Below are 20,999 nucleotides of genomic sequence, written 5' to 3'. Positions count from 1 at the left end.
ATGACCGTTGTGCTTATGAAAAGATATTTGCTCTTGTTTGCCGTTTCCTTCTGCTTTTGCCTGGCGGGGCTTGCGCAGAGCCTGGAACGGACTGTGCGCCAAAGACTGGAAACTTTCTTCGGCAACTATGAAACGCTGTACGCTGAAATCGGAAGATGCGGGCTGGAAAGTTTTGAGCTGGACAACGAGAAGAAAACGCTCAAGGTATATGCGAATGCGGCCTTCGGATACCAGCCCTTCACGGAAGAGAACACCTCGGCCATCTACCGCTCGCTGAAGCAGGTTCTTCCCGGCCCGGTGAACTACTATTCGCTCCAGGTGTTTGCCGACGGGCAGCCGATAGAGAATCTGGTGCCGAACGCTTTCCGCAGGAAGAAGGACAAGTCGAGGCTCTACGGAAAGGCCGACTACAAGGGAAGCCCGTGGGTGAAGAACGTGTCGCGCCCTTTCGACATCACCCAGGGCCTTCAGAACCGGCATGTGGCCGTGTGGCAGAGCCATGGGAAATTCTACAAGAACGACCGTGACGAATGGAGGTGGCAGCGCCCCCGGCTGTTCTGCACGACCGAGGACTTGTTCACCCAGTCGTTCGTCGTCCCTTACCTTATCCCCATGCTTGAAAATGCCGGAGCGGTGGTGTTCACTCCCCGCGAACGCGACTGGCAGAGGCATGAGGTGATCGTTGACAACAATACTTGCCCTCCCGGAAGCCGCTACCTGGAGGTGGAGGATAAGGGATACAGATGGGCAGACACCGGCATCCCCGGCTTTGCGCAGAAATACCGGGAGTATCCCGACAATCACAATCCCTTCACGGACGGCACGGCGCGCTTCATAGCAACCCAGTCGAAGCCCGAGAAGGCTTTTGCCGAGTGGATTCCCGACATCCCGGAAAAAGGCAGGTATGCCGTTTACGTAAGCTACCAGACATTGCCCGAGAGCGTTGACGACGCGAAATACCTGGTGTTCCACAACGGGGGAGTGTCTGAGTTTAAGGTCAACCAGCGGATGGGAGGAGGAACGTGGGTTTATCTGGGCACTTTTGAATTCGACAAGGGCATGAACGACTACGGGATGGTGGTGCTGAGCAATGAAAGTTCACGCAAGGGAGTTGTATGTGCCGATGCGGTGCGCTTCGGAGGAGGAATGGGCAATATTTCGCGGGGCGGAAAGGTGAGCGGCCTGCCCCGCTATCTTGAAGGGGCGCGCTATTCGGCGCAATGGGCGGGGATGCCTTATGAGGTGTATAGCAAGAGCGGAGGAAAGAACGATTATACCGACGACATCAATGCGCGCTCGCTCATGCTCAACTATCTGAGCGGAGGCTCCGTGTATAACCCCGCGGAAGAGGGGCTGAAAGTGCCGTTTGAATTGTCGCTGGCCCTGCATTCGGATGCCGGATACAGGGAAGACGGCTCGCTGGTGGGATCTCTGGGCATCTATACCACCGGCTTCAATGATGGGAAGCTGAATTGCGGCATCTCGCGCTATGCCTCGCGCGATCTGGCCGATATGGTGCTGACGGGCCTCCAGCGCGACATCGCCTCACGTTTCGGAATACGCTGGAACCGGCGAGGCATGTGGAACCGGAATTATAGCGAAACGCGCTTGCCGGCCGTGCCCTCCATGATTCTCGAACTGCTTTCTCACCAGAACTTTGCCGACATGAAGCTGGGGCATGATCCGAGGTTTAAGTTCGTGGTGGGCAGGTCTGTCTACAAGTCGGTATTGAAATACGTGGCGGAGATGCACGGCACGGACTATACGGTCCAGCCTCTGCCGGTCAGCCATTTCGCCGTCCGCGAGGGAGAGAAGAAAAATACATTCGTTCTGCGGTGGACCGGAACCGAAGATGTGCTCGAGCCTACCGCACGCCCCCAGGGTTATATCGTCTATACGCGTGTGGGGTATGGAGGCTTTGACAACGGCGTGTACGTGCGGAAGCCTGAATATACCGTGAAGGTCGAGCCGGGACTCGTATACAGCTTCAAGGTGACCGCGGTCAATAAGGGAGGCGAAAGCTTCCCGTCGGAAATCCTTTCGGCTTACAAGGCCAGAAGAAGCCGGGGAACGGTGCTTATAGTCAATGCTTTCGACAAGGTGAGCGCTCCGGCCTCCGTAGAGTCGCCTCTGATGGAGGGCTTTGACCTTCAGGCGGATCCGGGACTTTCTTATCAGAGCACGCCCGCCTTCTGCGGACTCCAGCAGAGCTTCGACCGGAGCCGGATGGGAATCGAAACAGCCGGCGGACTGGGGTTCAGCGGCGATGGCATGGAGGGCCGTCTGATAGCCGGAAACACGTTCGATTATGTGTTTGTACATGGCAAGTCGATACAGCGTGCCGGAAGGTATTCATTCGTGTCTTGCAGCGATGAAACGGTCGAGAGCGGAAGTGTGAATCTTGAAGACTACAGGATGGTGGATGTGGTTTGCGGAGCGGACGACAGAGGCTTTTCTTCTGATTTCAGACATGCCCTGCTCCGGTATTGCAATGCCGGAGGCCGGTTGTTCGTCAGCGGATCCAGGCTGAAGAAGAGTCTGGTGCAGGATGACTTTGGCGCAAAGGTGCTGAAGTGCAAGGACGGAGGCACTTTCAGCAACCTGAACGGCAGGGATTTGTCGGGAGCCAATGTCCGCTTCTCCTTGGCGGGCCGTGCCAATGAACAGATTTATGCCGTGCCTTCCATCCAGTGCGTGCTTCCCGTTTCCGGAAGCTATTCCGCGTTTGTCTATACCGAAGGGAATTATGGCACGGGAGTCGTGTACAGAGGCAAGGATTACAGGACATTTGTGCTGGGCTTCCCGTTCGAGTGCATTCAGGATATTGCGGCGCGCGACCATGTGATGCAGGCCGTTCTGAATACGTTGCTGAAGAAAAGATAAGCGATAAACCGTTTTAAATAATGAATTTTATGAATGCAGATTTTTTAGAAATCATCAAGACCAGGCGCAGCTGCCGGAAATACAGGCCCGACCAGATTACGGACGAAGAGTTGCAGGCGGTTCTCGAGGCTGGCACTTATGCTCCCACTTCAAGAGGCTTGCAGGCTCCCTTTATCGTTGCGGTGCAGAATGAAGAGCAGCGCGCGGAACTGGCGGCGATGAATGCGGAGATTATGGGAGTGGCTTCCAATCCTTATTATGACGCTCCTGTCTATGTGCTTGTTTTTGCTCCTTCCGATGCTCCCAATCCGGTGCAGGACGGGAGCTGCGTGCTTGAAAACATGATGCTTGCCGCCCATTCCATCGGCTTGGGAAGCTGCTGGATCCATAGGGAAAAAGAAATGTTTGCTACCGAGAGGGGCAGGTGCCTGATGAAGAGCTGGGGACTTCCCGACGGACTGGCGGGTATCGGCGGGCTGGCTTTGGGTTATCCGCAGGGCGATCCTTCTCCGGCCAAACCGAGAAAAGAAGGATACTTCCGCATTGTCCGCTGAAGAAGCGGGGTAAAAAAAGACACTCCCGACAATCTCTATTGCCGGGAGTATCACAACACAAAAACTAAACTAGACTTAACTAAACTATTCTAATCGGAAGTTTCACAACTTCCTTTTTATTATGTACGTCACAAATATAAATGTTAATTTCTACTTACCAAAACAATTTCGTGAAAAAAAGACGGATAATCGTTTTTTTTGTCGAATATACAAATTGTGAATCAAATAATATGTTCGTTAACATAATTTTGGAGCTCTTGCTTGTAGCTGTCAGAGATGGGGATGTAGTCTTTTCCGAAAATGATGCGTCCCTTTTCGATGATCTTGATTTTCGGCTTCTGTACGATGAACGACCGGTGGACCCGGATGAACCGGTCGGCCGGAAGTTTTTCCTCCATCGCCTTCAGGCTGGTGAGTGAAAGTATGGGCCGCGCCATGTCTTCCAGATGTATTTTGATGTAGTCTTTAAGTCCTTCGATGTAGAGAATCTTTTCCAGTTCAATCTGCACCAGCTTATAGTCGCTTTTCACGTAAATGTATTTCATCTCTTTCCCCGGTGCGGTTCCGGCCGGTCCTGTTTCTGCCTTTTGCTTGAGCTCGAACCACTGGATTGCCTTGTTCACGGCTCCAGTAAAGTCGGCGTAGCTGATAGGCTTGAGCAGATAGTCAAGCGCATTGACCTTATACCCGTCGAGGGCATATTGTCCGAAAGCGGTGGTAAGGATGATGCGGGTGCTTTCAGGAACCATTCTCGAAAATTCAAGGCCGTTCAGTTCAGGCATCTGTATGTCCAGAAACAAAAGGTCCGCAGGTTTGTCCGGCAGGCTTTTCATCGCTTCGATGGCGCTTGAATACAGTCCGCACAGTTCGAGTGAGGGCATTTTCTTTACATAGCTTTCCAGCAGGCCTAGCGCCAGGGGCTCGTCGTCGATAATTGCACATGTAAGTGTCATGGTTTCAAGTGTTTAAGGGTGGGGTATATTGATGGTAAGCGAAGACGTATATACTTTTCCGTCGTCAGATATTTGTTTTTTCCATGCGTAATGGTTGGGATAGAGCAGTTTCAGTCTTTTCTGCACCTGTTCCAGTCCGATTCCAGAACCGCTTTTGTCGGCGGAGCTTTTCGGGAAGTTGCTGTTCCGTATGACGCAGCTGATGGTATTTTCCTTTTCGGTAATTCGTATGTCAATGAAGCTTTGTTCAGTTGGCGATATTCCGTGCTTGAAAGCGTTTTCTATGAGAGAAATGAAGAGCAGGGGAGCTATAGGGCTTTGGCTGTTCGGCTTGATGTCGAAATGCGTTTCAATCTTTGTCTGCGCAGAGATCCGGATGCGCATCAGTTCGATGTAGTTGATGATAAAGTCGACTTCCTTTTCAAGAGGCACAAAAGTCTGCTGGTCTTCATACAGCACATAGCGGAGCAGTTTGCTCAGTTCCTGTATGGCCTGCTGCGCCTTTTCGGTGTCGAAAGCCGTAAGGGCATAGATATTGTTCAGCGTGTTGAGCAGAAAATGCGGGTTCAGCTGGTTGCGCAGGTTCTTCAGTTCGGCCTCTGTGCGGCTTTTCACGGCCTTTTGCCGTTCCAGTTCGGTTTCGCTCCATCGCAGGCTCATCCGGATGGCTACGCTCAGTCCGCAGACGAATATAAAGCTGACAATGTCGCGCAGGAAGAATATGTATTGAGGCGGCATGAACATGTGCGGACGCGGTTCGGGGGGCGGCAGGCTGATGTTATGCCAATAGCGCAGGCAGATGGTGACGATGCCTATTGCCGCCATGTTCAGCAGCAGAAACTTTCCGGTCTGTCCCTTGAATAATACGCGGGGAATCAGCAGCAGGTAGTTGATGTAAAAAATGACGAACATTGATGCCGGAACATCGGTGTGGCGAAGGAATGCCTTCCAGTCGATTGTTCCGTTGTCATGTTGGGTGAAGAAAAGCGGGAATCCGAAGAAAAGTCCCCAACAGATGATATGTATTACCAGCTCCAGCGGTCGGTGGCGGGTGTCTTTGATATTCATGGCAGCAATTGATTTGGATAACAAATATACGAATTATTTTCTGAAAAAAAAGTCCGGCAGCGAGGGGCATCGGTGCTGGAGAGTACACTGATACCCGCTTTTTTTCGCGCCGGACAAGAAAACCAAAGTTATGAAGAACAAAGTAGTTCCGTTATTCGTACCGAAGTGCCTCTATCGGGTCAAGGTCTGCGGCTTTTTTTGCCGGATACCACCCGAAGAATACTCCGGTGAAAGTGCATACCGCAAATGAAAGCAGTACGCTCCAGGGTTGTATATACACGGGCCAGTGGGCAACCGTTTTGATGATGATGCTTGCGCCGCATCCCAGAATCACCCCGATCAGTCCTCCCGTTATGCTTATGAGAATTGACTCGATGAGGAATTGCGAAAGGATGTCAATTCCGCGGGCCCCCACAGACATTCTCAGGCCGATTTCACGCGTGCGCTCGGTTACGCTCACATACATGATGTTCATGATCCCGATTCCCCCTACCACAAGCGAGATTCCCGCGATGCAGGCCAGAAGCGTTGTCATCAGGTCGGTGGTGGTGTTCAGCATCGAGCTGAGTTCCTGCTGGGTGCGTATGGTAAAATCATCGTCATCCGTATCTTTCAGTTTGTGTTCGCGTCTTAGTATCGTCGTGATTTCATCCACGGCCTGGTCTGTCATGTCTTCGGTAAGTGCCGATGCGAAAATGCCTCCCAGGTATGTCTGTGCAAGCAGACGCTTCATGACGGTTGTGTAGGGTGCCAGAACCACGTCGTCCTGGTCCATTCCCATCGAATTGTATCCTTTGGACTTCAATACGCCCACCACGCGCAAAGGCACTTGGTTGCATCTGATAACCTTCCCCACCGGGTCTTGTCCGTTAGGGAAAAGGTTGTCGGCGATTGTCTTTCCGATCACACACACTTTTGCCGCTGTCCGGATATCTTCTTCGCTGAACATTTCTCCTTGCTCTACCACCAGCTGGCGGATGGTCAGATAACCGATGCTTACGCCGCTTACAGATGACGGATAGTTGTTTGCTCCCGAGATGAGCTGTCCTGAAGCCGAAACATTGGGACTGATAGCCGAGAGGTACATGCATTCGTCGCGCAAGGTTTCGTAGTTTTCCAGTTTTAGCGTCTGCATTTCGTCCGGATCTTGCCGCACGCCTCCACGCATTTCAGCTCCCGGGTGAATCATGATCATGTTCGATCCCATTTCAGAAATCTGCTTTTGGATGCTCCGTTTTGAGCCTTGTCCGATGGCCAGCATCGCAATGACCGAAGCCACACCGATGATGATGCCCAGCATGGTCAGGAATGCTCTCAGCTTATTGTTCGCCAATGCCCGCAAGGCTATTTTTAAAAGGTTCGTTCCGTTCATTTCTTTTCTTTTCTGTTTAATCGTCGGTATTTTTCGGAAGTGCAGCAAGTGCTTCGGCTGCCGATAATATCTTGTCGTTCTTTTTGTCTTCTATTACATGTCCGTCGCGCAGGCGGATGTTCCGGCTGCTGTATTGGGCTATGTCAGGATTGTGGGTGACAAAAATGATTGTTCTTCCCTCGTTGTGCAGCTCCTGGAACAAAACCAGAATCTCGAAAGAGGTGCGTGTGTCAAGGTTTCCAGTCGCTTCGTCGGCAAGGATTACGGCTGGGTTGTTCACCAGTGCCCTGGCTATCGCCACCCGTTGCATCTGGCCTCCCGACATCTGGTTGGATTTATGCTCCAGGCGGTCACCCAAACCAACGGCAATCAGTGCGTCTATAGCGCGTCTTCTGCGTTCGGCTGCACTTACTGACGGGTTATACATCAGTGGAAGTTCTACATTTTCGATGGCTGTAGTTTTCGGCAGCAGGTTATAGTTTTGGAATACAAACCCGATTTTTCTGTTGCGAAGAATGGCTCTCTGAGGCTTTGTCATGGTCCTAACACTGACTCCGTCAAGAAAATACTCGCCGCTTGTAGGTGTATCGAGGCAGCCCAGCGTGTTCAGCAGAGTTGATTTGCCCGATCCGGATGTTCCCATGATGGTGACAAATTCGCCTTCTTCTATTTTAAAGGAGATGCCTCTCAGTGCGTGCACCGTTTCGTCACCTACCTGGAAGTTGCGTTTGATATTCTGTAGTTCGATGACTGTTTTGCCCATGGTTTTATTCCTCCGTCTTGTTCTTGTTTTTCTTGTTTCTGTCAGGAGGACCCGGCATGAACGGACTCCGTTCGCTTTCTCCCTGCGAAACTTCTGCTGACGGAAGGCTTCCTTTCAATACGGTCTCAGTGACCACTTGTGTTCCTTCTTCAAGTCCTGAGATGATTTCGGTATTTGTTCCGTCGTTTATTCCTGTTTCAACCGGATGTGCGGTAAATCCTGTTGCATCCATGGTCCATACTTTGTGCGGCGAGTCGCAGTCGGTTACCGTTCGTTTGCCTATGAGCGATTCTTCAGGAGTAAACCGCAGGGCTTTGCTTGGCACGGTGAGAACATTTTCGCGGACATTCGTGTAGATGGTCACATTGGCGGTAAGCCGCGGTTTCAGTTTGAGGTCCGGATTGTCTGCTGTTATGACCACTTCATAAGTGACAACCGATTCGCTTGTCGTTGAAGTGGAACTGCTGCTTGAACTGCTGTTGGTGCTTCCCAGACGGATCTGGTAAACCTTTCCTGTAAAGATATCGTCCGGATATGCGTCCACTGTAAACGTCACTTTTGCGCTGTCTTTCACTCCTGCTATATCGGCTTCGTCCACATCGGCCACAACTTGCATTTTTGTAAGGTCGGCAGCAATGTTGAACAAGGTCGGGGTTTCAAACCCTGAGGCCACGGTCTGTCCTTCCTCCACGTCCTTGCTTGTCACGATTCCGTCAATCGGTGAGGTGATGGTTGCGTATGAAAGGTTCCTTTCAGCCTTTGACAGCTCGGCTTTGCTCTGTTCATAGGTACTTTCAGCCCGACGGTAATTATAGAGGTTCTCTTCGTAGTCTGTATCGCTGATAAGCTGCTTTTCATGAAGTTTCCGGTTGCGCTCGTAAAGTTTCTTCTGGTAGTCGTATTCGGCTTTTGCACCGTCGTATGTAGCTTGCGCTGATTGCAGGTCGCTGAGCAGCGTTACCTTGTCCATTTCTGCAATCACTTCTCCTTTTTTTACAACTGAATTGTAGTCTACATATATTTTGTCGATAATGCCTGATACCTGAGTACCTACCTGTACTTCTGTTACCGGCTCAATCGTACCTGTGGCAGTGATAGAATTGCTCACCGTAGCTGTTTTTGCCGGTTCTGTAACAAATTCCACTTTGTTCTGGGCTTTCGAGGTGCCGAAAATCCAGATGCCTCCTGCAATCACGACAACGGTGACGGCTGCAGTAATGATAATCGTTTTTCTGTTCATATCTGTTGTTCTTCTATATTTTTACAGTTTGATTTCCTGGTCTGCATAAAAGTTAAGCAGTGTCCGGTTCAGTATGGCCATGTATTTGGCCTGCAAGAGTTCTTGCTTTGCGCTGAGCAGGTTGTTTTTTTCTGTCAGAAGCTCAACCGTGTTCTTCATTCCCAGATTGAACTGTTCGCTCACCATGTCAAAGCTTGTCTGGCTGCTTTTCACTTTAGTTTCTGCCGCAGCGTATTGCTGCTGGGCATTCAGTGCGTCCAGGTAGAATCCTTCGATGGTTGAATACAGTTCTTTTTCCTGGTTCATCAGGTCGAGCTGCGAGGTGCTGTATTGAAGTTTGGCCTTGCGTACAGCACTTTTGTTTTGGCGTTGGTCGTAAAGCGGGATGCTAAGGCTGATCCCGATCATGTTGTTCCAGCCGTATTTCATCTGCTGTGCCCAGTTGTTCTGGCTGGAATTGTTGGTTGTACTTGATGTTGAGGCCGAAAGGCTGATTGTGGGCATGTAACCGCCTTTGGCATATGATATATTTAGTTTTGCGTTGTCTATGTTAAGTTTGCCGCTTTGGATTTCCGGCCTTGTTGCCAATGCTGTCTGGTAGACATCGATTTGTGAGGGCAGCATTTCCATTACGTGTTCGCTGCTCAGTTCGGGCAGTTCCAATTCCATTTCAGCCGTTCCGTCAAGTTCGAGCAGCTGTTTCAGCTGGAGTTTGTAGTTGCGGAGGGTGCTTTCGGATGTTACCAGTTGGTACTGGTCGCTGCTGACCTGCGACTCCAGCTGCGCCAGATCCGCTTTTGAGATGCTTCCTTCGTTGAACAGCTCTTTGCCTCGTTCGTATGTTGCCTTGCTGACCTCAAGCGTTCCCTTATTGATGGCTATCGACTCATCGGCATAAAGTATTTGGATGAAGAGCTGCGTAATTTGTTCCTTCAGCATATTCTCTGTTTCCTCTACGGTCAGTTGGGCTATTTCCCGGTTCTTTTTTTGCTGCTTCAGACTGTTCAGCCGTCTGTTTCCGTTCCATAGTGTCCATTGGGCGCTCAAGCTGTAGCTGCCGTTGTAGGTGGTCTTGCTGTCGCTGCTGATAATTTCAGTGCCGTTGACGGTTGCGCTGTTTGAGCGGTACGGGCGGTTCACGATGTTGTGGCCGGTGCTGAATGAAAGAGAAGGAAAGAGTGCGGCTTTCGCATCTTTTACATCTTCTTCAGACTCCAGCAGAGAAATCTTGTTTTGCTGCAGCTGGATATTTTTGTCCAACGCATAGTTTATGCAGTCGTTTAGTGTCCATTTCTTTCCGTTCTGTGCCGGAAGGGAAGCCGATGCCATAAGCAAGGCGATGAAAAATACGTTTTTTCTATTCATGGATCAATATGTCTTGGTTTCTTTTTTTTGGGGGTTGCAGGCGTATTTCTGTATTCTCCTTTTCCCTTTCAGGATGTGGCTGTAAAGGTTGCGCCGGCATCCGTATTCTTGTTTTTATCTGTTGCAAAACTACTTTTCTGAACGAAAAATTGCAAAAGAGATAGATTCATGTGCAGATTCTCTAGATAAAATCTTGTTTTTTGCCGATAAAGCATTTACTTTGTAATCATTATAAAACTAGATTATGATTAAAAGGTGTATCGTTTCTGTTTTCGAATTCTATCGCGACGGTTTTAAGAGCATGACCTGGGGCCGTACGCTGTGGATTATTATCCTGGTAAAACTTTTTGTCATGTTTGTCATACTGCGGATCTTCTTTTTCACTCCTTATCTGAAAGGCAAGTCAGAAACAGAAAAGCAGCATTATGTAGGCTCCGAGCTGATTGAACGTGGAATCAAATAATTGTTTAATAACCGATAAATAGAAAAATTATGTTAGAAAGTATCGACACTTCAATGATCGACTGGTCGAGAGCTCAGTTTGCTCTGACCGCTATCTACCATTGGCTGTTTGTGCCGCTTACATTGGGTCTTGCCGTAGTTATGGGCCTTATGGAAACGCTTTATGTAGCTACAGGCAATGAGTTTTGGAAACGGACTGCGAAATTTTGGATGAAACTGTTTGGAATCAATTTTGCCATCGGTGTGGCCACCGGTCTGATTCTCGAATTCCAGTTCGGAACGAACTGGAGCAATTATTCATGGTTTGTGGGTGACATCTTTGGCGCTCCGCTGGCCATTGAAGGTATTCTTGCCTTTTTTATGGAAGCCACTTTTGTTGCTGTCATGTTCTTCGGGTGGAATAAGGTCGGGAAACGTTTTCATCTGGCGTCTACTTGGCTTACAGGCTTGGGAGCAACGATATCGGCCTGGTGGATTCTGGTTGCCAATTCATGGATGCAGTATCCGGTAGGGATGGAGTTTAATCCTGAAACGATGCGCAACGAAATGGTTGATTTCATGGCCGTTGCATTTTCTCCGGTAGCTGTAATGAAGTTCTTCCATACGGTGTTGAGCAGTTGGATCATAGGAGCGGCTTTCGTTGTAGGCGTAAGTGCTTGGTACCTGATCCGCAAGCGCGAAAAACAGTTCGCTATGGCCAGCATGAAGGTTGCTGCGGGGGTCGGTCTGTTTGCCGCATTGGTTACGGCCGGAACAGGCGACCAGTCAGCTTATCAGGTTGCTCAGGTGCAGCCCATGAAGCTTGCTGCCATGGAAGCGCTGTATGACGGTGGCACGCACGAACCGCTTACGGTGGTGGGTCCTGTCAAGATTCCTGAGATGCTTTCGTTTCTGGCTACCCGTGAGTTTTCGGGATATGTTCCCGGGATCAATGATCTCTTGAATGGCGGATTCAAGCAGGCTGACGGCTCTCTTGCGCTTTCAGCTGAGCAGAAAATGGAAAATGGGAAAAAGGCAATAGCTGCACTGGCTGATTTCCGGAAGGCAAAGGAGGAAAATGATGCGAGTGCCATGCAGATAGCCCGCAGCAACCTGGAAAAGAATATGCCTTATTTCGGTTACGGATACATTAATGAGCCTTCGGAACTTGTTCCCCATGTGGGGGTAATGTTCTGGGCATTCCGGGTAATGGTTGGACTGGGTATGTATTTTATCTTGTTCTTCATGTTGGTACTGTTCTTTGCATGGAAGCATAAGCTGGCTCAAATCAACTGGTTGCACTGGGTAGCTTTGTGGACAATTCCGCTGGCTTATATCGTCAGTCATGCCGGATGGATCGTTGCTGAAGTGGGACGTCAGCCGTGGACGATTCAAGACATGCTTCCTGTGGGTGCTGCCGTGTCAAAGCTTGAAACAGGAGCGGTTCAGACCACATTCTTTATATTCCTCGTGATGTTTACAGTGCTTTTGGTTGCTGAAATCGGAATCATGGTGAAAGCCATCAGAAAGGGTCCCGAAGCTGATGTGGCCCCGACGGAGAAACGCAATGGTTGAGCAGAGAAAGCGTGGCAAATGATTTAATCACTTTTCAATTCAAATAAATTATGGATTCAACTTATATATTCTTGCAGCATTATTGGTGGTTCCTGGTATCATTGTTGGGAGCTTTGCTGGTTTTCTTGTTGTTTGTGCAGGGCGGCAATTCCTTGTTGTTCTGTTTGGGCCGTACCGAAGAGGAGCGGACGATGCTGGTAAATTCTACCGGGCGCAAATGGGAATTTACGTTCACTACGCTGGTGACTTTCGGCGGTGCGTTTTTCGCTTCGTTCCCTTTGTTCTACAGTACAAGCTTTGGCGGTGCCTACTGGCTTTGGATGATTATTCTGTTCAGTTTCGTGCTTCAGGCTGTTTCTTATGAGTTTCAGTCAAAGCTGGGCAATTGGCTGGGCAAGCGTACTTACCAGTATTTTCTGATATTGAACGGAGTGGTGGGACCGTTGCTTCTCGGAGCAGCTGTGGCTACGTTCTTTACAGGTTCAAACTTTGTGGTAAGCAAGGCAAACCTGACTGACGAGATGATGCCGGTTATCAGCCATTGGGCCAACGGATGGCATGGCCTTGACGCATTTGCTAACCCTTGGAATCTGGTGCTGGGACTTGCCGTATTTTTCCTGGCACGCTTGCTGGGCAATCTTTATTTCATCAATAACATCCGTCACGATGAACTGGTTTCCCGCTGTCGCCGCCAGTTGATTACAGATGCTGTTCCTTTTCTGATTTTCTTCTTGGCCTTTGTGGTGTATGTGCTGGTGAAAGACGGATTTGCCGTAGATGCAGAAACAGGACAGATTGTTATGGAGCCTTATAAGTATCTTAATAACCTGCTGGCCATGCCATATTTGCTTGTATTGTTTCTGGTTGGTGTGCTTGGAGTGCTGTTTGGCTTGATAAAGAGCATTTTCTGCAAGACTTATACCGCAGGAATCTGGTTCGCTGGAATCGGAACTGTACTGACCGTACTGGCTTTGCTTCTGACTGTAGGATACAATAATACTGCTTACTATCCTTCGGCGGCTGATTTGCAGAGTTCGCTGACTATTTCCAACAGCTGTTCCAGTCTGTTCACGCTGAAGACAATGGCTTATGTTTCTATTCTGGTGCCTTTTGTTTTGGCCTATATCATATACGCATGGCGTGCGATCGACCGCAAGCCGATCAGTATGGAGGAGCTGAAGGAAGAAGAGCATCTTTATTGATAAACGCTATGTCAAACAGAGTGTGACCGGTCGTGGGCGATTGGGTCATAAAATATAAGCTGGACACAAGAACGCATGTGCATAAAGAAAATCAAGAAGTCTTTAGCCGGTGTATTCTTGTGTCCAGCTCCTTTTTGAATTTTTTGTTGCAAAAAATAGCGAAAAGACTCATTTTTTTCAGGTAATTTTTTTTCTCCGTTCGTATTCTCAATAAAAAAGCCGTGAAACTGTCGTGCAGTTCCGGCAGAAAGGGTAAGAAAAACATTAAACGTAAATTATGCTATTGAGTTATGATTCGGAAAATTCTGTATGTTATGGCCATGCTTGTATGTGCAGGCGTGGTTTGGGGAAAAGCTGAAACAGGCAGGCTTCATGTTTGGAAGGCTCCGGAAGGAGTTGCCATGAATGATAATTTTACAGTGAAAGTTCGTCAGGAAGGGACGAAGTGGCTGAACGTTCCTTCTTATCTGATAAAAGTAGATTGTGTGGAAGGCATCAGGCACCAGCCTTTACCATCGTCCATGGCCACATTTGGCTTCGACGGTAAGGTGGAGGTGTGTGTGACTTACAATAAAGGAGAGATTCATGAAGCGCGTGTAAGGCCTTTGTCAAGGGGAGTGGTTCCTGAAATTGACGGGAATACCTTGACCTTTACACTCGACAAGCCGGGAAACTTTTCAGTAGAAGTCAACGGAGATCTGTTTGACAACTTGCATTTGTTTGCCAATCCGATTGAAACCGAGGTGCCCGACAGAAATTCGGATGATGTGATCTGGTTCGGTCCGGGAGTCCATACATTTGACACCGGATCATTCCGCATACCTTCGGGGAAGACTGTTTATGTGGCAGGAGGAGCTGTCATGATGGGTCAGCTCGTTATCGATCATGCTGAAAATGTCCGTCTGATGGGGCGCGGAATTGTTGATCATACGGTCAAGGCAGGCATACAGATATCCAATTCGAAGAATGTATATGTAGAGGGATTGTTTGCAACTCAGTGCATTACGGGAGGGTCTGAAAATGTGACGATCCGCAATGTCAAGTCTGTCAGTTATTATGGATGGGGCGACGGCATGAATATATTTGCCAGCCGCCATGTCTTGTTCGACGGTGTGTTCTGTCGCAATTCGGATGATTGTACCACAGTCTACGGTACCCGGAAAGGCTTTAACGGAGCGAGCCACGACATAACCATGCAGCATTCGGTGCTTTGGGCTGATGTGGCGCATCCCATCTTTATTGGGATTCATGGCAATACAGAGAAGCCGGAGGTGCTTGAGAATCTGAACTATGTGGATATAGATATCCTTGACCATAAAGAGATGCAGTTGAACTATCAGGGATGTATGGCGATTAATGCAGGCGACAACAACCTGGTCCGCAATGTCCGTTTTGAAAATATCCGCATTGAGAATTTTCGTCAGGGGCAGTTGCTGAATCTCAGGATATTTTATAATGAAAAGTATTGTACGGCTCCGGGAAGGGGCATTGAAAACGTGTTGTTTAAGGACATCGACTATACAGGCGACCGCGCTGAGATTTCTGTCATAGAAGGGTATAACGAAGAAAGGAGAATCAGGAATATCCGGTTCAAGAACCTGAGGGTAAACGGTGTGGTGATATCCGATGATATGCAGGGCAAGCCGGCATGGTATCATACGGGAGATATGGCACGCATTTATGTCGGTCCGCATGTTGAGGGCGTTACGTTTGAGAAATGATGGATCTGTATTTTCTGCCTGTCCGGTGGTGTCTGTCTTGAAGACCGTTTGAAAAAGTTTTCGTATTTTTGTGTTTGATGGCAACCTTCATGAAAAGCGACGATGAAAAGATTTTTTTTATTGTGTTATTGTATCCTTGCGGCTGTAGCTGTTTCTGCGGAACATACAGTCCCTGTCAAGTTCCGTCATATCGGTATTTCTGAAGGGCTTCCGGACAATTATGTGAAAAACGTGTTCGGATTGCCCGACGGACGTCTGGGAGTCCGAACGACCGAACTCTTGAGTCTTTATGACGGGAAAAATTTTGTATCCTTCCCGCTTTGGAAGTCAGAGCCGTATCCGGTTGCTCAGCGGGCCTCTATTCCTGTGCAGTATATTGATGCAAAGAAACGGCTGTGGTTGAAGGAAAGAGGAGGACTCCGGATTTTCAACCTGGATACGGAATGTTTCATGAGGGCCGACACCATTTTCAGACGTTGGGGGCTGGACGATGTTTCAAACCTGTTTGTTGATTCCGAGAAGCTGGTTTGGGTGACAGATGCAGCCGGTCGCATCTATTTGCTGGATTCGGCAGATGAACGTGTGCGGGTTGTTTGCGACGTTTCTGATTTTCTGAAAAAGAACGGTCCTTTGCTGACCGTGGCATCAAAAGGCGCATACAGTTGGATGGTTCATGAAAGTGGCGTGATGCGCTGTTATGACCATCGGACGGGGAAGTTTGTGCGTCAGGAAAATTTTTTGCAGGGGCGTCTGGCAAAAGGTGCTCAAGTGCTTGTCTGTATGCTTGACAACGGCGATTTCTGGCTGGTATGGAATTACGGCGGAGGCTTTTATTCGAATGCCGTCAATACATGGACGGAATTGCCTTTGTCTGCTGAGCATTTTGAAGAAATCGCGGCTCTGGATGTGGACCGTTCGGGAAGTGCGTGGATAGGTACGTCAGGACAGGGAATCTATATCGTTGACCGGCATACGCTTATGATTTGCCGGGTGAATTCTTTCAATGCGGATTTGCGTGAATTGAATGTGCGCGGAGGCGTGCACAGCATTTATTGTGACAATTACAGCGGCACGGTGTGGATAGGCATGTTCAACCAGGGACTGGCCTTTCACCATCCCAGCATGGATAATTTTACCTTGTATAATAACCGGAACCTTTCGGGAAACTTTGCCGACGAAAGCATTCATTGCATGGTGGAGGAGCGTGAGGGAGCTATCCTGATGGGTACGTCGAGAGGGCTTTACCGGTATTCGTGTTCCGACCGTACGATTGACATGCCTTATCCGGAACTGTCGGGCCAACTGTTTCGTGTGGCATATAAGGACAACAGAGATCGTATCTGGCTGGGAACATTCCGCAACGGACTCTATTGCATCGAGAACGGCAGGGTGAAGCATTATCTTGGAAAAAGCAATATAAGGGCAATGGTGGCTGACTTTCGCGGGCGGTTATGGGTGAGCCGGCTGGGAACTGTCGGTATGTTTGTTCCCGAGTCAGACAGCATTGTTCCTCTTGCGGTGAAGTTTCCTAAAATATCCAAGTACAGGGTGGCCAATTCTTTGGCTATTGACAGCAAGGAACGTATTGTGGTTGGTGCCGACAATGGCTTCTACATTTATGATACGGAAAAGGATTCGGTATTTGCTCCCGAGAGGGATGCTCCCGGTTCGCCTTTACAGACGTTGGGAAGCAATAAGTTCAACTGTATTTTTCTTGACAGCCGGGGATTGCTCTGGATGGGGACCCAATATGGGATAAAGATCGTGTCGGATGATTTTCACGTGGATTATCTGGGTGAGGAGGCTGGCTTCACGAATCTTACGGTGCAGAGTATCCAGGAAGATAACAACGGTGATGTCTGGGTGTCTACGATAAACGGGCTTTATAAAATAACCGTGGAGAATGAGGGACAAGGATATACGTATTGCGTCGTTTGTCTTGACCGCAACCGGAGCCATAGCTGGAACGACTTGTTTGAATTCTGCTCATTGAAGACAGCCGACGGGCAGCTTTGTTTTGGACGCATGGACGGGTTTTATCTGTTTTCGCCGGAAAATGTGGTTCTGGCTCCAAGCTCTGTGCCTCCCATGTTTACGGGATTTCGTCTGTTTAACGAGCCGGTCGTATGCGGAGAGCAGTATAACGGGCGCGTGTTGTTTGAAAAGACTGTAGACAGGGTGCGGTATGCGGAACTGAGGCATGATGAGAATTTCATCACGTTCGAGTTTTCCAGCTTGAATTTTGTAAATCCGTCGCAGACTTATTTCCGTTACAAGATGGAGGGCGTGGATAAGGAGTGGATTGAACTGCTTCCTGAAAAAGGGCAGGCGAGTGTGGCGTACAATCATTTGCCTCCGGGAAAGTATGTGTTTCATGTGATGTCGGCAGGCAACGACCATCATTGGAGTGACCGTTCTTCGTTTGTGGTTGTTATCCGCCCTCCTTTCTGGGCTACAGTATGGGCCGGGGTGTTTTATCTCGTATGTCTGCTCGCATTGGGCTATTTTATTGTGCGCTATCTGCATATTCGGAGTCTGAGGAAGCTGAAGCGGATGCAGGAGGTGGAGGCAGAGCGTCAGCGGGAAGAACTGAATCAGATGAAGTTCCGTTTTTTTATTAATGTCAGCCATGAACTGCGCACGCCGCTTACACTGATCCTTACTCCGCTTGAAGTGATTCTGAAGAAGGTGACTGATGAACGTTTGAAGGACCAGCTCCGGGTGGTTTATAAGAATACGCAGGAACTTTACAGACTGATCAATCAGCTGCTTGATTTCAGGAAAGTGGAGATGAAACGTGAAAAGTTGAATCTCTTGCCCGGTGATCTGGAAGAATTTCTGCGCACGGTTTATGAGGGATTCAGGCCGTTTGCCGTTGATAAGGGCATAGACTTTGATCTGAATGTCGCTCCTGCGCACTGGTACATGAATTTTGATCATGACAAACTGCATAAGATAGTGAACAACCTGCTTTCAAATGCATTCAAGTTTACGCCGGAAAGCGGACGTGTGACTTTGTCGCTCACAGAAAATGAATATGGCGGACGAAAGTATGCCTGCATTTCTGTTTCTGATACAGGGATCGGCATTGCTTCAGATCAGGTGAAGCATATTTTTGAACGTTTTTATCAGGTGCAGCATAATGAGCAGAACAAGGTGGGAAGCGGTATCGGACTGCATTTGGTGAAAGAATATGTTGACATGCACCAGGGAAGTGTACACGTTTCGAGCGAACCGGGAAAAGGTAGCTGCTTCACCGTATTTATTCCGACGGATCTGGCGGTAGCGGAAGAAACTGGCATGCAGGATGTGTCGGCCGATGCGAAGAAAAGCGGCGGAGAGCGTTCCGTTCAGGAGGCTGGAAAAAAGAAATTGCTTGTGGCAGACGACAATAATGATTTCAGAAACTTCCTGAAAGAGCAGCTTTCCGAAGAGTATCAGGTGTTTGACGCTCCCGACGGAGAGGCGGCGGAAAAGCTGGCGGCCGAACAGAATCCCGACTTGATTATCAGTGATGTCATGATGCCTAACGTAGACGGTATAGAGCTTTGCAGGCGCATCAAGACCAATATGGAAACGTCGCATATTCCGATTATTCTGTTGACGGCGCGCACTTCGGACGACTTGAAGATCAACGGTTATTCGGTCGGGGCGGATTCATATATGGCAAAGCCTTTCAATATGGATATGTTGCGGGTGCGCATCCGGAAACTGATTGAAAAGCAGGAAATGCGGAAGAAGGATTTTCAGAGGAGCGTGGAGGTAAACCCTGCGAGCATTACGATCACATCCCTCGATGAGCAGATAATCAAGCGGGCATTGGGATGCATCGAAAACAATATGGACAACACTTCATATAATGTGGAGGCATTGAGCAGCGATATGGGAATGAGCCGCATGAATCTTTACCGGAAGCTTCAGTCGATAACCGGACAGACCCCGACGGAATTCATCCGTACCATCCGCCTGAAAAGGGCTGCCCAGTTGCTCGAAAGCAGCCAGCTTACCATATCGGAGGTGGCAGACCGCGTCGGATTCAGCTCATCGAGCTATTTCAGCAAGTGTTTCAAGGAACAGTTCGGAATGCTGCCCACCCAATATCAGGAGGAAAAGAACAAATGACGTGCGGGGAGCGCGGAAGGTATCTGTATCTGTGCCTGCAGATTCTATGTTCCAGCCCTTGGACTGTAGAATTTGTCGGGATAGGCGGACAAAGTATCCGTTGAGTATTGTCCTTTGCGGAATGATATTTTTAACTTTAACATATCTATCGATGAAATCGTGTTTTAAGAAGAAAGCGTCAATTGCTTTATGTGCTTTGGGCTTCGTTGCTGGGCTTCAGGCCCAGTCGTATGTATGGGTGAGCAGTACGGAAGGAAACTGCTGGAAAGAAAACAGGGTGAAACTCCAGACTGACGCTCTTTCGGAGCCTTTGCTGGAGGTGGACGGAACAGAAAGAGGGGTTCCGTTCAGAGCCTGGGGAACAACATTCAATGAACTTGACTGGGATGCGCTGCTGATGCTGGCCCGTGACGAGCAGGACGAAATCATGTATAACCTTTTTTCTCCCGAAGGAGAACTGAAGTTTACGCGCGGGCGCATTTCCATGAATGCGAACGACTATGCGCGTTCGTGGTATAGCTGTGATGAGGTGCCAGGCGATTTTGAACTGCGGTATTTCAATATCGGGCGCGACAGGCAGGGAATTATTCCCTTGATACGGGCAGCGCAAAAGTTTAATCCAAAACTGACCTTCTGGACTTCCCCCTGGAGCCCTCCGAGTTGGATGAAGATAAACGGGGATTATCCGGTTTTGAGCAGCCGTTTCAACAAGATGGACAGCCGTCTGGACTATCTTCTTTATGGTTCTTCAGATGAAGTGGACGAGGATGAAATGAAGTTTCTGGGCGAGCGGAAAGGGCAGTTTCCCCGCAGGCTTGCCACGCAGGATTATTTCATTCAGGATCCCCGTTACCTTCAGTCGTACGCCAATTTTTTCTGCAAGTTCATCGAGGCTTACAAGAGTGAAGGAATAAACATTGACATGGTGATTTATCAGAATGAGGCATACAGCTATACACCTTATCCGGGCTGTGCATGGACGGCGGAAGGGACGGTGCGCTTCAATCGCGATTATCTTGCTCCGGCATTGAAGAAGCATCATCCGGACGTGAAGCTTTATTTGGGAACCTTCAATACCAACCGCCAGGATCATGTGGAGCGAATCCTGAGTGACGAGAAACTGCGCGGGTGCATCAGCGGACTGGCTTTTCAATGGGAGGGACGTGAAATCCTGCCGGCTATCCGCAAGCAATATCCGGAATATCATTACATCTGTTCGGAAAGCGAGTGCGGAAACGGATCGATGGACTGGAAGGCGGGAGAGCATACGTTTTTCCTGATTTGCGACAATGTGGGGAACGGTTGCGACGAGTGGTTCAACTGGAATTTCCTGCTTCCCAAGCGGGGAACAAGCCCGTGGGGATGGAATCAGAACGCGCTGATTGAAGTGGATCCCGAAACACGCAAGTTCCGGTATACGGCCGAATACTATGCAGTGAAACATTTTTCGCATTATGTGGTTCCCGGAAGCGAAATGGTGGGATACAGTCCGAAGAACAAGGACGGCGTGCTGGCGGTCGCTTATCTGACACCGGAAAAGAAATATGTCGTTGTGGCGGGAAACTTTGGAGGCAAGCCAGGCTGCGCGACATTCCGCTTAGGGAAGAAGTTTCTGAACGTTACGTTAGCTCCCCATTCCCTGAACACGTTTGTGATGAGGTGATGCCGGAGTGTATTATACAGGCGAGGGCGGCTTTCCTCACGGAAAACCACCCTCTGTTTTTATCAAACAACCAATAA

General features: G+C 49.1%; 14 protein-coding genes. 8 read left to right on the top strand and 6 right to left on the bottom strand.

Going from position 1 to position 20,999, the window contains the following annotated elements:
- The first annotated feature begins 15 nt into the window (after positions 1 to 15).
- The gene (locus QUW60_RS01705; RefSeq protein WP_289558224.1) at positions 16 to 2,883 is read left to right on the top strand and encodes a golvesin C-terminal-like domain-containing protein; all 2,868 of its coding nucleotides are present in this window, start codon (positions 16 to 18) and stop codon (positions 2,881 to 2,883) included.
- Between the two features lie 29 nt (positions 2,884 to 2,912).
- Positions 2,913 to 3,437 (top strand): nitroreductase family protein, encoded by a 525-nt coding sequence (locus QUW60_RS01700; RefSeq protein WP_289558223.1) that lies wholly within the window; start codon positions 2,913 to 2,915, stop codon positions 3,435 to 3,437.
- A gap of 221 nt (positions 3,438 to 3,658) precedes the next feature.
- On the opposite strand, the gene QUW60_RS01695 is transcribed toward QUW60_RS01700, so the two are convergent.
- From QUW60_RS01695 to QUW60_RS01670, 6 genes are all read right to left on the bottom strand, one after another.
- Complete coding sequence (locus QUW60_RS01695; RefSeq protein ID WP_289558222.1) at positions 3,659 to 4,390, bottom strand: LytR/AlgR family response regulator transcription factor; 732 nt, start codon at positions 4,388 to 4,390, stop codon at positions 3,659 to 3,661.
- Between the two features lie 12 nt (positions 4,391 to 4,402).
- Positions 4,403 to 5,458, bottom strand: a complete 1,056-nt coding sequence (locus QUW60_RS01690; protein WP_289558221.1) for a sensor histidine kinase — start codon at positions 5,456 to 5,458, stop codon at positions 4,403 to 4,405.
- A 151-nt stretch (positions 5,459 to 5,609) separates the two neighbouring features.
- On the bottom strand, positions 5,610 to 6,830 hold the full coding sequence (locus QUW60_RS01685; RefSeq protein WP_289558220.1) for an ABC transporter permease: 1,221 nt from the start codon (positions 6,828 to 6,830) through the stop codon (positions 5,610 to 5,612).
- Positions 6,831 to 6,846: 16 nt separating this feature from the next.
- Entirely contained in the window at positions 6,847 to 7,593 is a 747-nt protein-coding gene (locus QUW60_RS01680) for an ABC transporter ATP-binding protein (protein ID WP_258337537.1), read from the bottom strand.
- A gap of 4 nt (positions 7,594 to 7,597) precedes the next feature.
- Positions 7,598 to 8,833 carry an efflux RND transporter periplasmic adaptor subunit gene (locus QUW60_RS01675; protein ID WP_289558219.1) on the bottom strand — a complete coding sequence of 412 codons (1,236 nt, stop codon included), beginning with the start codon at positions 8,831 to 8,833 and terminating at the stop codon, positions 7,598 to 7,600.
- A 21-nt stretch (positions 8,834 to 8,854) separates the two neighbouring features.
- Positions 8,855 to 10,198 carry a TolC family protein gene (locus QUW60_RS01670; RefSeq protein ID WP_289558218.1) on the bottom strand — a complete coding sequence of 448 codons (1,344 nt, stop codon included), beginning with the start codon at positions 10,196 to 10,198 and terminating at the stop codon, positions 8,855 to 8,857.
- A gap of 244 nt (positions 10,199 to 10,442) precedes the next feature.
- On the opposite strand from QUW60_RS01670, the gene QUW60_RS01665 reads away from it, so the two are divergent.
- From QUW60_RS01665 to QUW60_RS01640, 6 genes are all read left to right on the top strand, one after another.
- Positions 10,443 to 10,661: a DUF4492 domain-containing protein gene (locus tag QUW60_RS01665; protein WP_258337540.1), complete on the top strand. Its 219-nt coding sequence runs from the start codon at positions 10,443 to 10,445 to the stop codon at positions 10,659 to 10,661.
- 29 nt (positions 10,662 to 10,690) lie between these two features.
- Entirely contained in the window at positions 10,691 to 12,214 is a 1,524-nt protein-coding gene (locus QUW60_RS01660) for a cytochrome ubiquinol oxidase subunit I (RefSeq protein ID WP_289558217.1), read from the top strand.
- A gap of 50 nt (positions 12,215 to 12,264) precedes the next feature.
- The gene (locus QUW60_RS01655; RefSeq protein WP_258337542.1) at positions 12,265 to 13,416 is read left to right on the top strand and encodes a cytochrome d ubiquinol oxidase subunit II; all 1,152 of its coding nucleotides are present in this window, start codon (positions 12,265 to 12,267) and stop codon (positions 13,414 to 13,416) included.
- 290 nt (positions 13,417 to 13,706) lie between these two features.
- Complete coding sequence (locus QUW60_RS01650) at positions 13,707 to 15,137, top strand: glycosyl hydrolase family 28 protein (protein WP_434736831.1); 1,431 nt, start codon at positions 13,707 to 13,709, stop codon at positions 15,135 to 15,137.
- A 102-nt stretch (positions 15,138 to 15,239) separates the two neighbouring features.
- Positions 15,240 to 19,259 carry a hybrid sensor histidine kinase/response regulator transcription factor gene (locus tag QUW60_RS01645; RefSeq protein ID WP_289558216.1) on the top strand — a complete coding sequence of 1,340 codons (4,020 nt, stop codon included), beginning with the start codon at positions 15,240 to 15,242 and terminating at the stop codon, positions 19,257 to 19,259.
- A 151-nt stretch (positions 19,260 to 19,410) separates the two neighbouring features.
- The gene (locus tag QUW60_RS01640; RefSeq protein WP_289558215.1) at positions 19,411 to 20,922 is read left to right on the top strand and encodes a glycoside hydrolase family 30 protein; all 1,512 of its coding nucleotides are present in this window, start codon (positions 19,411 to 19,413) and stop codon (positions 20,920 to 20,922) included.
- Positions 20,923 to 20,999 lie beyond the last annotated feature (77 nt).

This window comes from Bacteroides gallinaceum, from assembly GCF_030373775.1.
Taxonomy (GTDB): domain Bacteria; phylum Bacteroidota; class Bacteroidia; order Bacteroidales; family Bacteroidaceae; genus Phocaeicola; species Phocaeicola excrementipullorum.
The sequence above is the reverse complement of the archived record's forward strand: the minus strand, read 5'-3'. Positions and strand labels throughout refer to the sequence as shown.

Bases quoted from the DNA above. Each gene is read 5' to 3' on its own strand.
- QUW60_RS01700 (WP_289558223.1), top strand. From the start codon at position 2,913: ATGAATGCAGATTTTTTAGAAATCATCAAGACCAGGCGCAGCTGCCGG.
- QUW60_RS01685 (WP_289558220.1), bottom strand. From the start codon at position 6,830: ATGAACGGAACGAACCTTTTAAAAATAGCCTTGCGGGCATTGGCGAAC.
- QUW60_RS01705 (WP_289558224.1), top strand. From the start codon at position 16: ATGAAAAGATATTTGCTCTTGTTTGCCGTTTCCTTCTGCTTTTGCCTG.
- QUW60_RS01675 (WP_289558219.1), bottom strand. From the start codon at position 8,833: ATGAACAGAAAAACGATTATCATTACTGCAGCCGTCACCGTTGTCGTG.
- QUW60_RS01695 (WP_289558222.1), bottom strand. From the start codon at position 4,390: ATGACACTTACATGTGCAATTATCGACGACGAGCCCCTGGCGCTAGGC.
- QUW60_RS01670 (WP_289558218.1), bottom strand. From the start codon at position 10,198: ATGAATAGAAAAAACGTATTTTTCATCGCCTTGCTTATGGCATCGGCT.
- QUW60_RS01650 (WP_434736831.1), top strand. From the start codon at position 13,707: ATGATTCGGAAAATTCTGTATGTTATGGCCATGCTTGTATGTGCAGGC.
- QUW60_RS01655 (WP_258337542.1), top strand. From the start codon at position 12,265: ATGGATTCAACTTATATATTCTTGCAGCATTATTGGTGGTTCCTGGTA.
- QUW60_RS01680 (WP_258337537.1), bottom strand. From the start codon at position 7,593: ATGGGCAAAACAGTCATCGAACTACAGAATATCAAACGCAACTTCCAG.
- QUW60_RS01690 (WP_289558221.1), bottom strand. From the start codon at position 5,458: ATGAATATCAAAGACACCCGCCACCGACCGCTGGAGCTGGTAATACAT.
- QUW60_RS01660 (WP_289558217.1), top strand. From the start codon at position 10,691: ATGTTAGAAAGTATCGACACTTCAATGATCGACTGGTCGAGAGCTCAG.
- QUW60_RS01665 (WP_258337540.1), top strand. From the start codon at position 10,443: ATGATTAAAAGGTGTATCGTTTCTGTTTTCGAATTCTATCGCGACGGT.
- QUW60_RS01645 (WP_289558216.1), top strand. From the start codon at position 15,240: ATGAAAAGATTTTTTTTATTGTGTTATTGTATCCTTGCGGCTGTAGCT.
- QUW60_RS01640 (WP_289558215.1), top strand. From the start codon at position 19,411: ATGAAATCGTGTTTTAAGAAGAAAGCGTCAATTGCTTTATGTGCTTTG.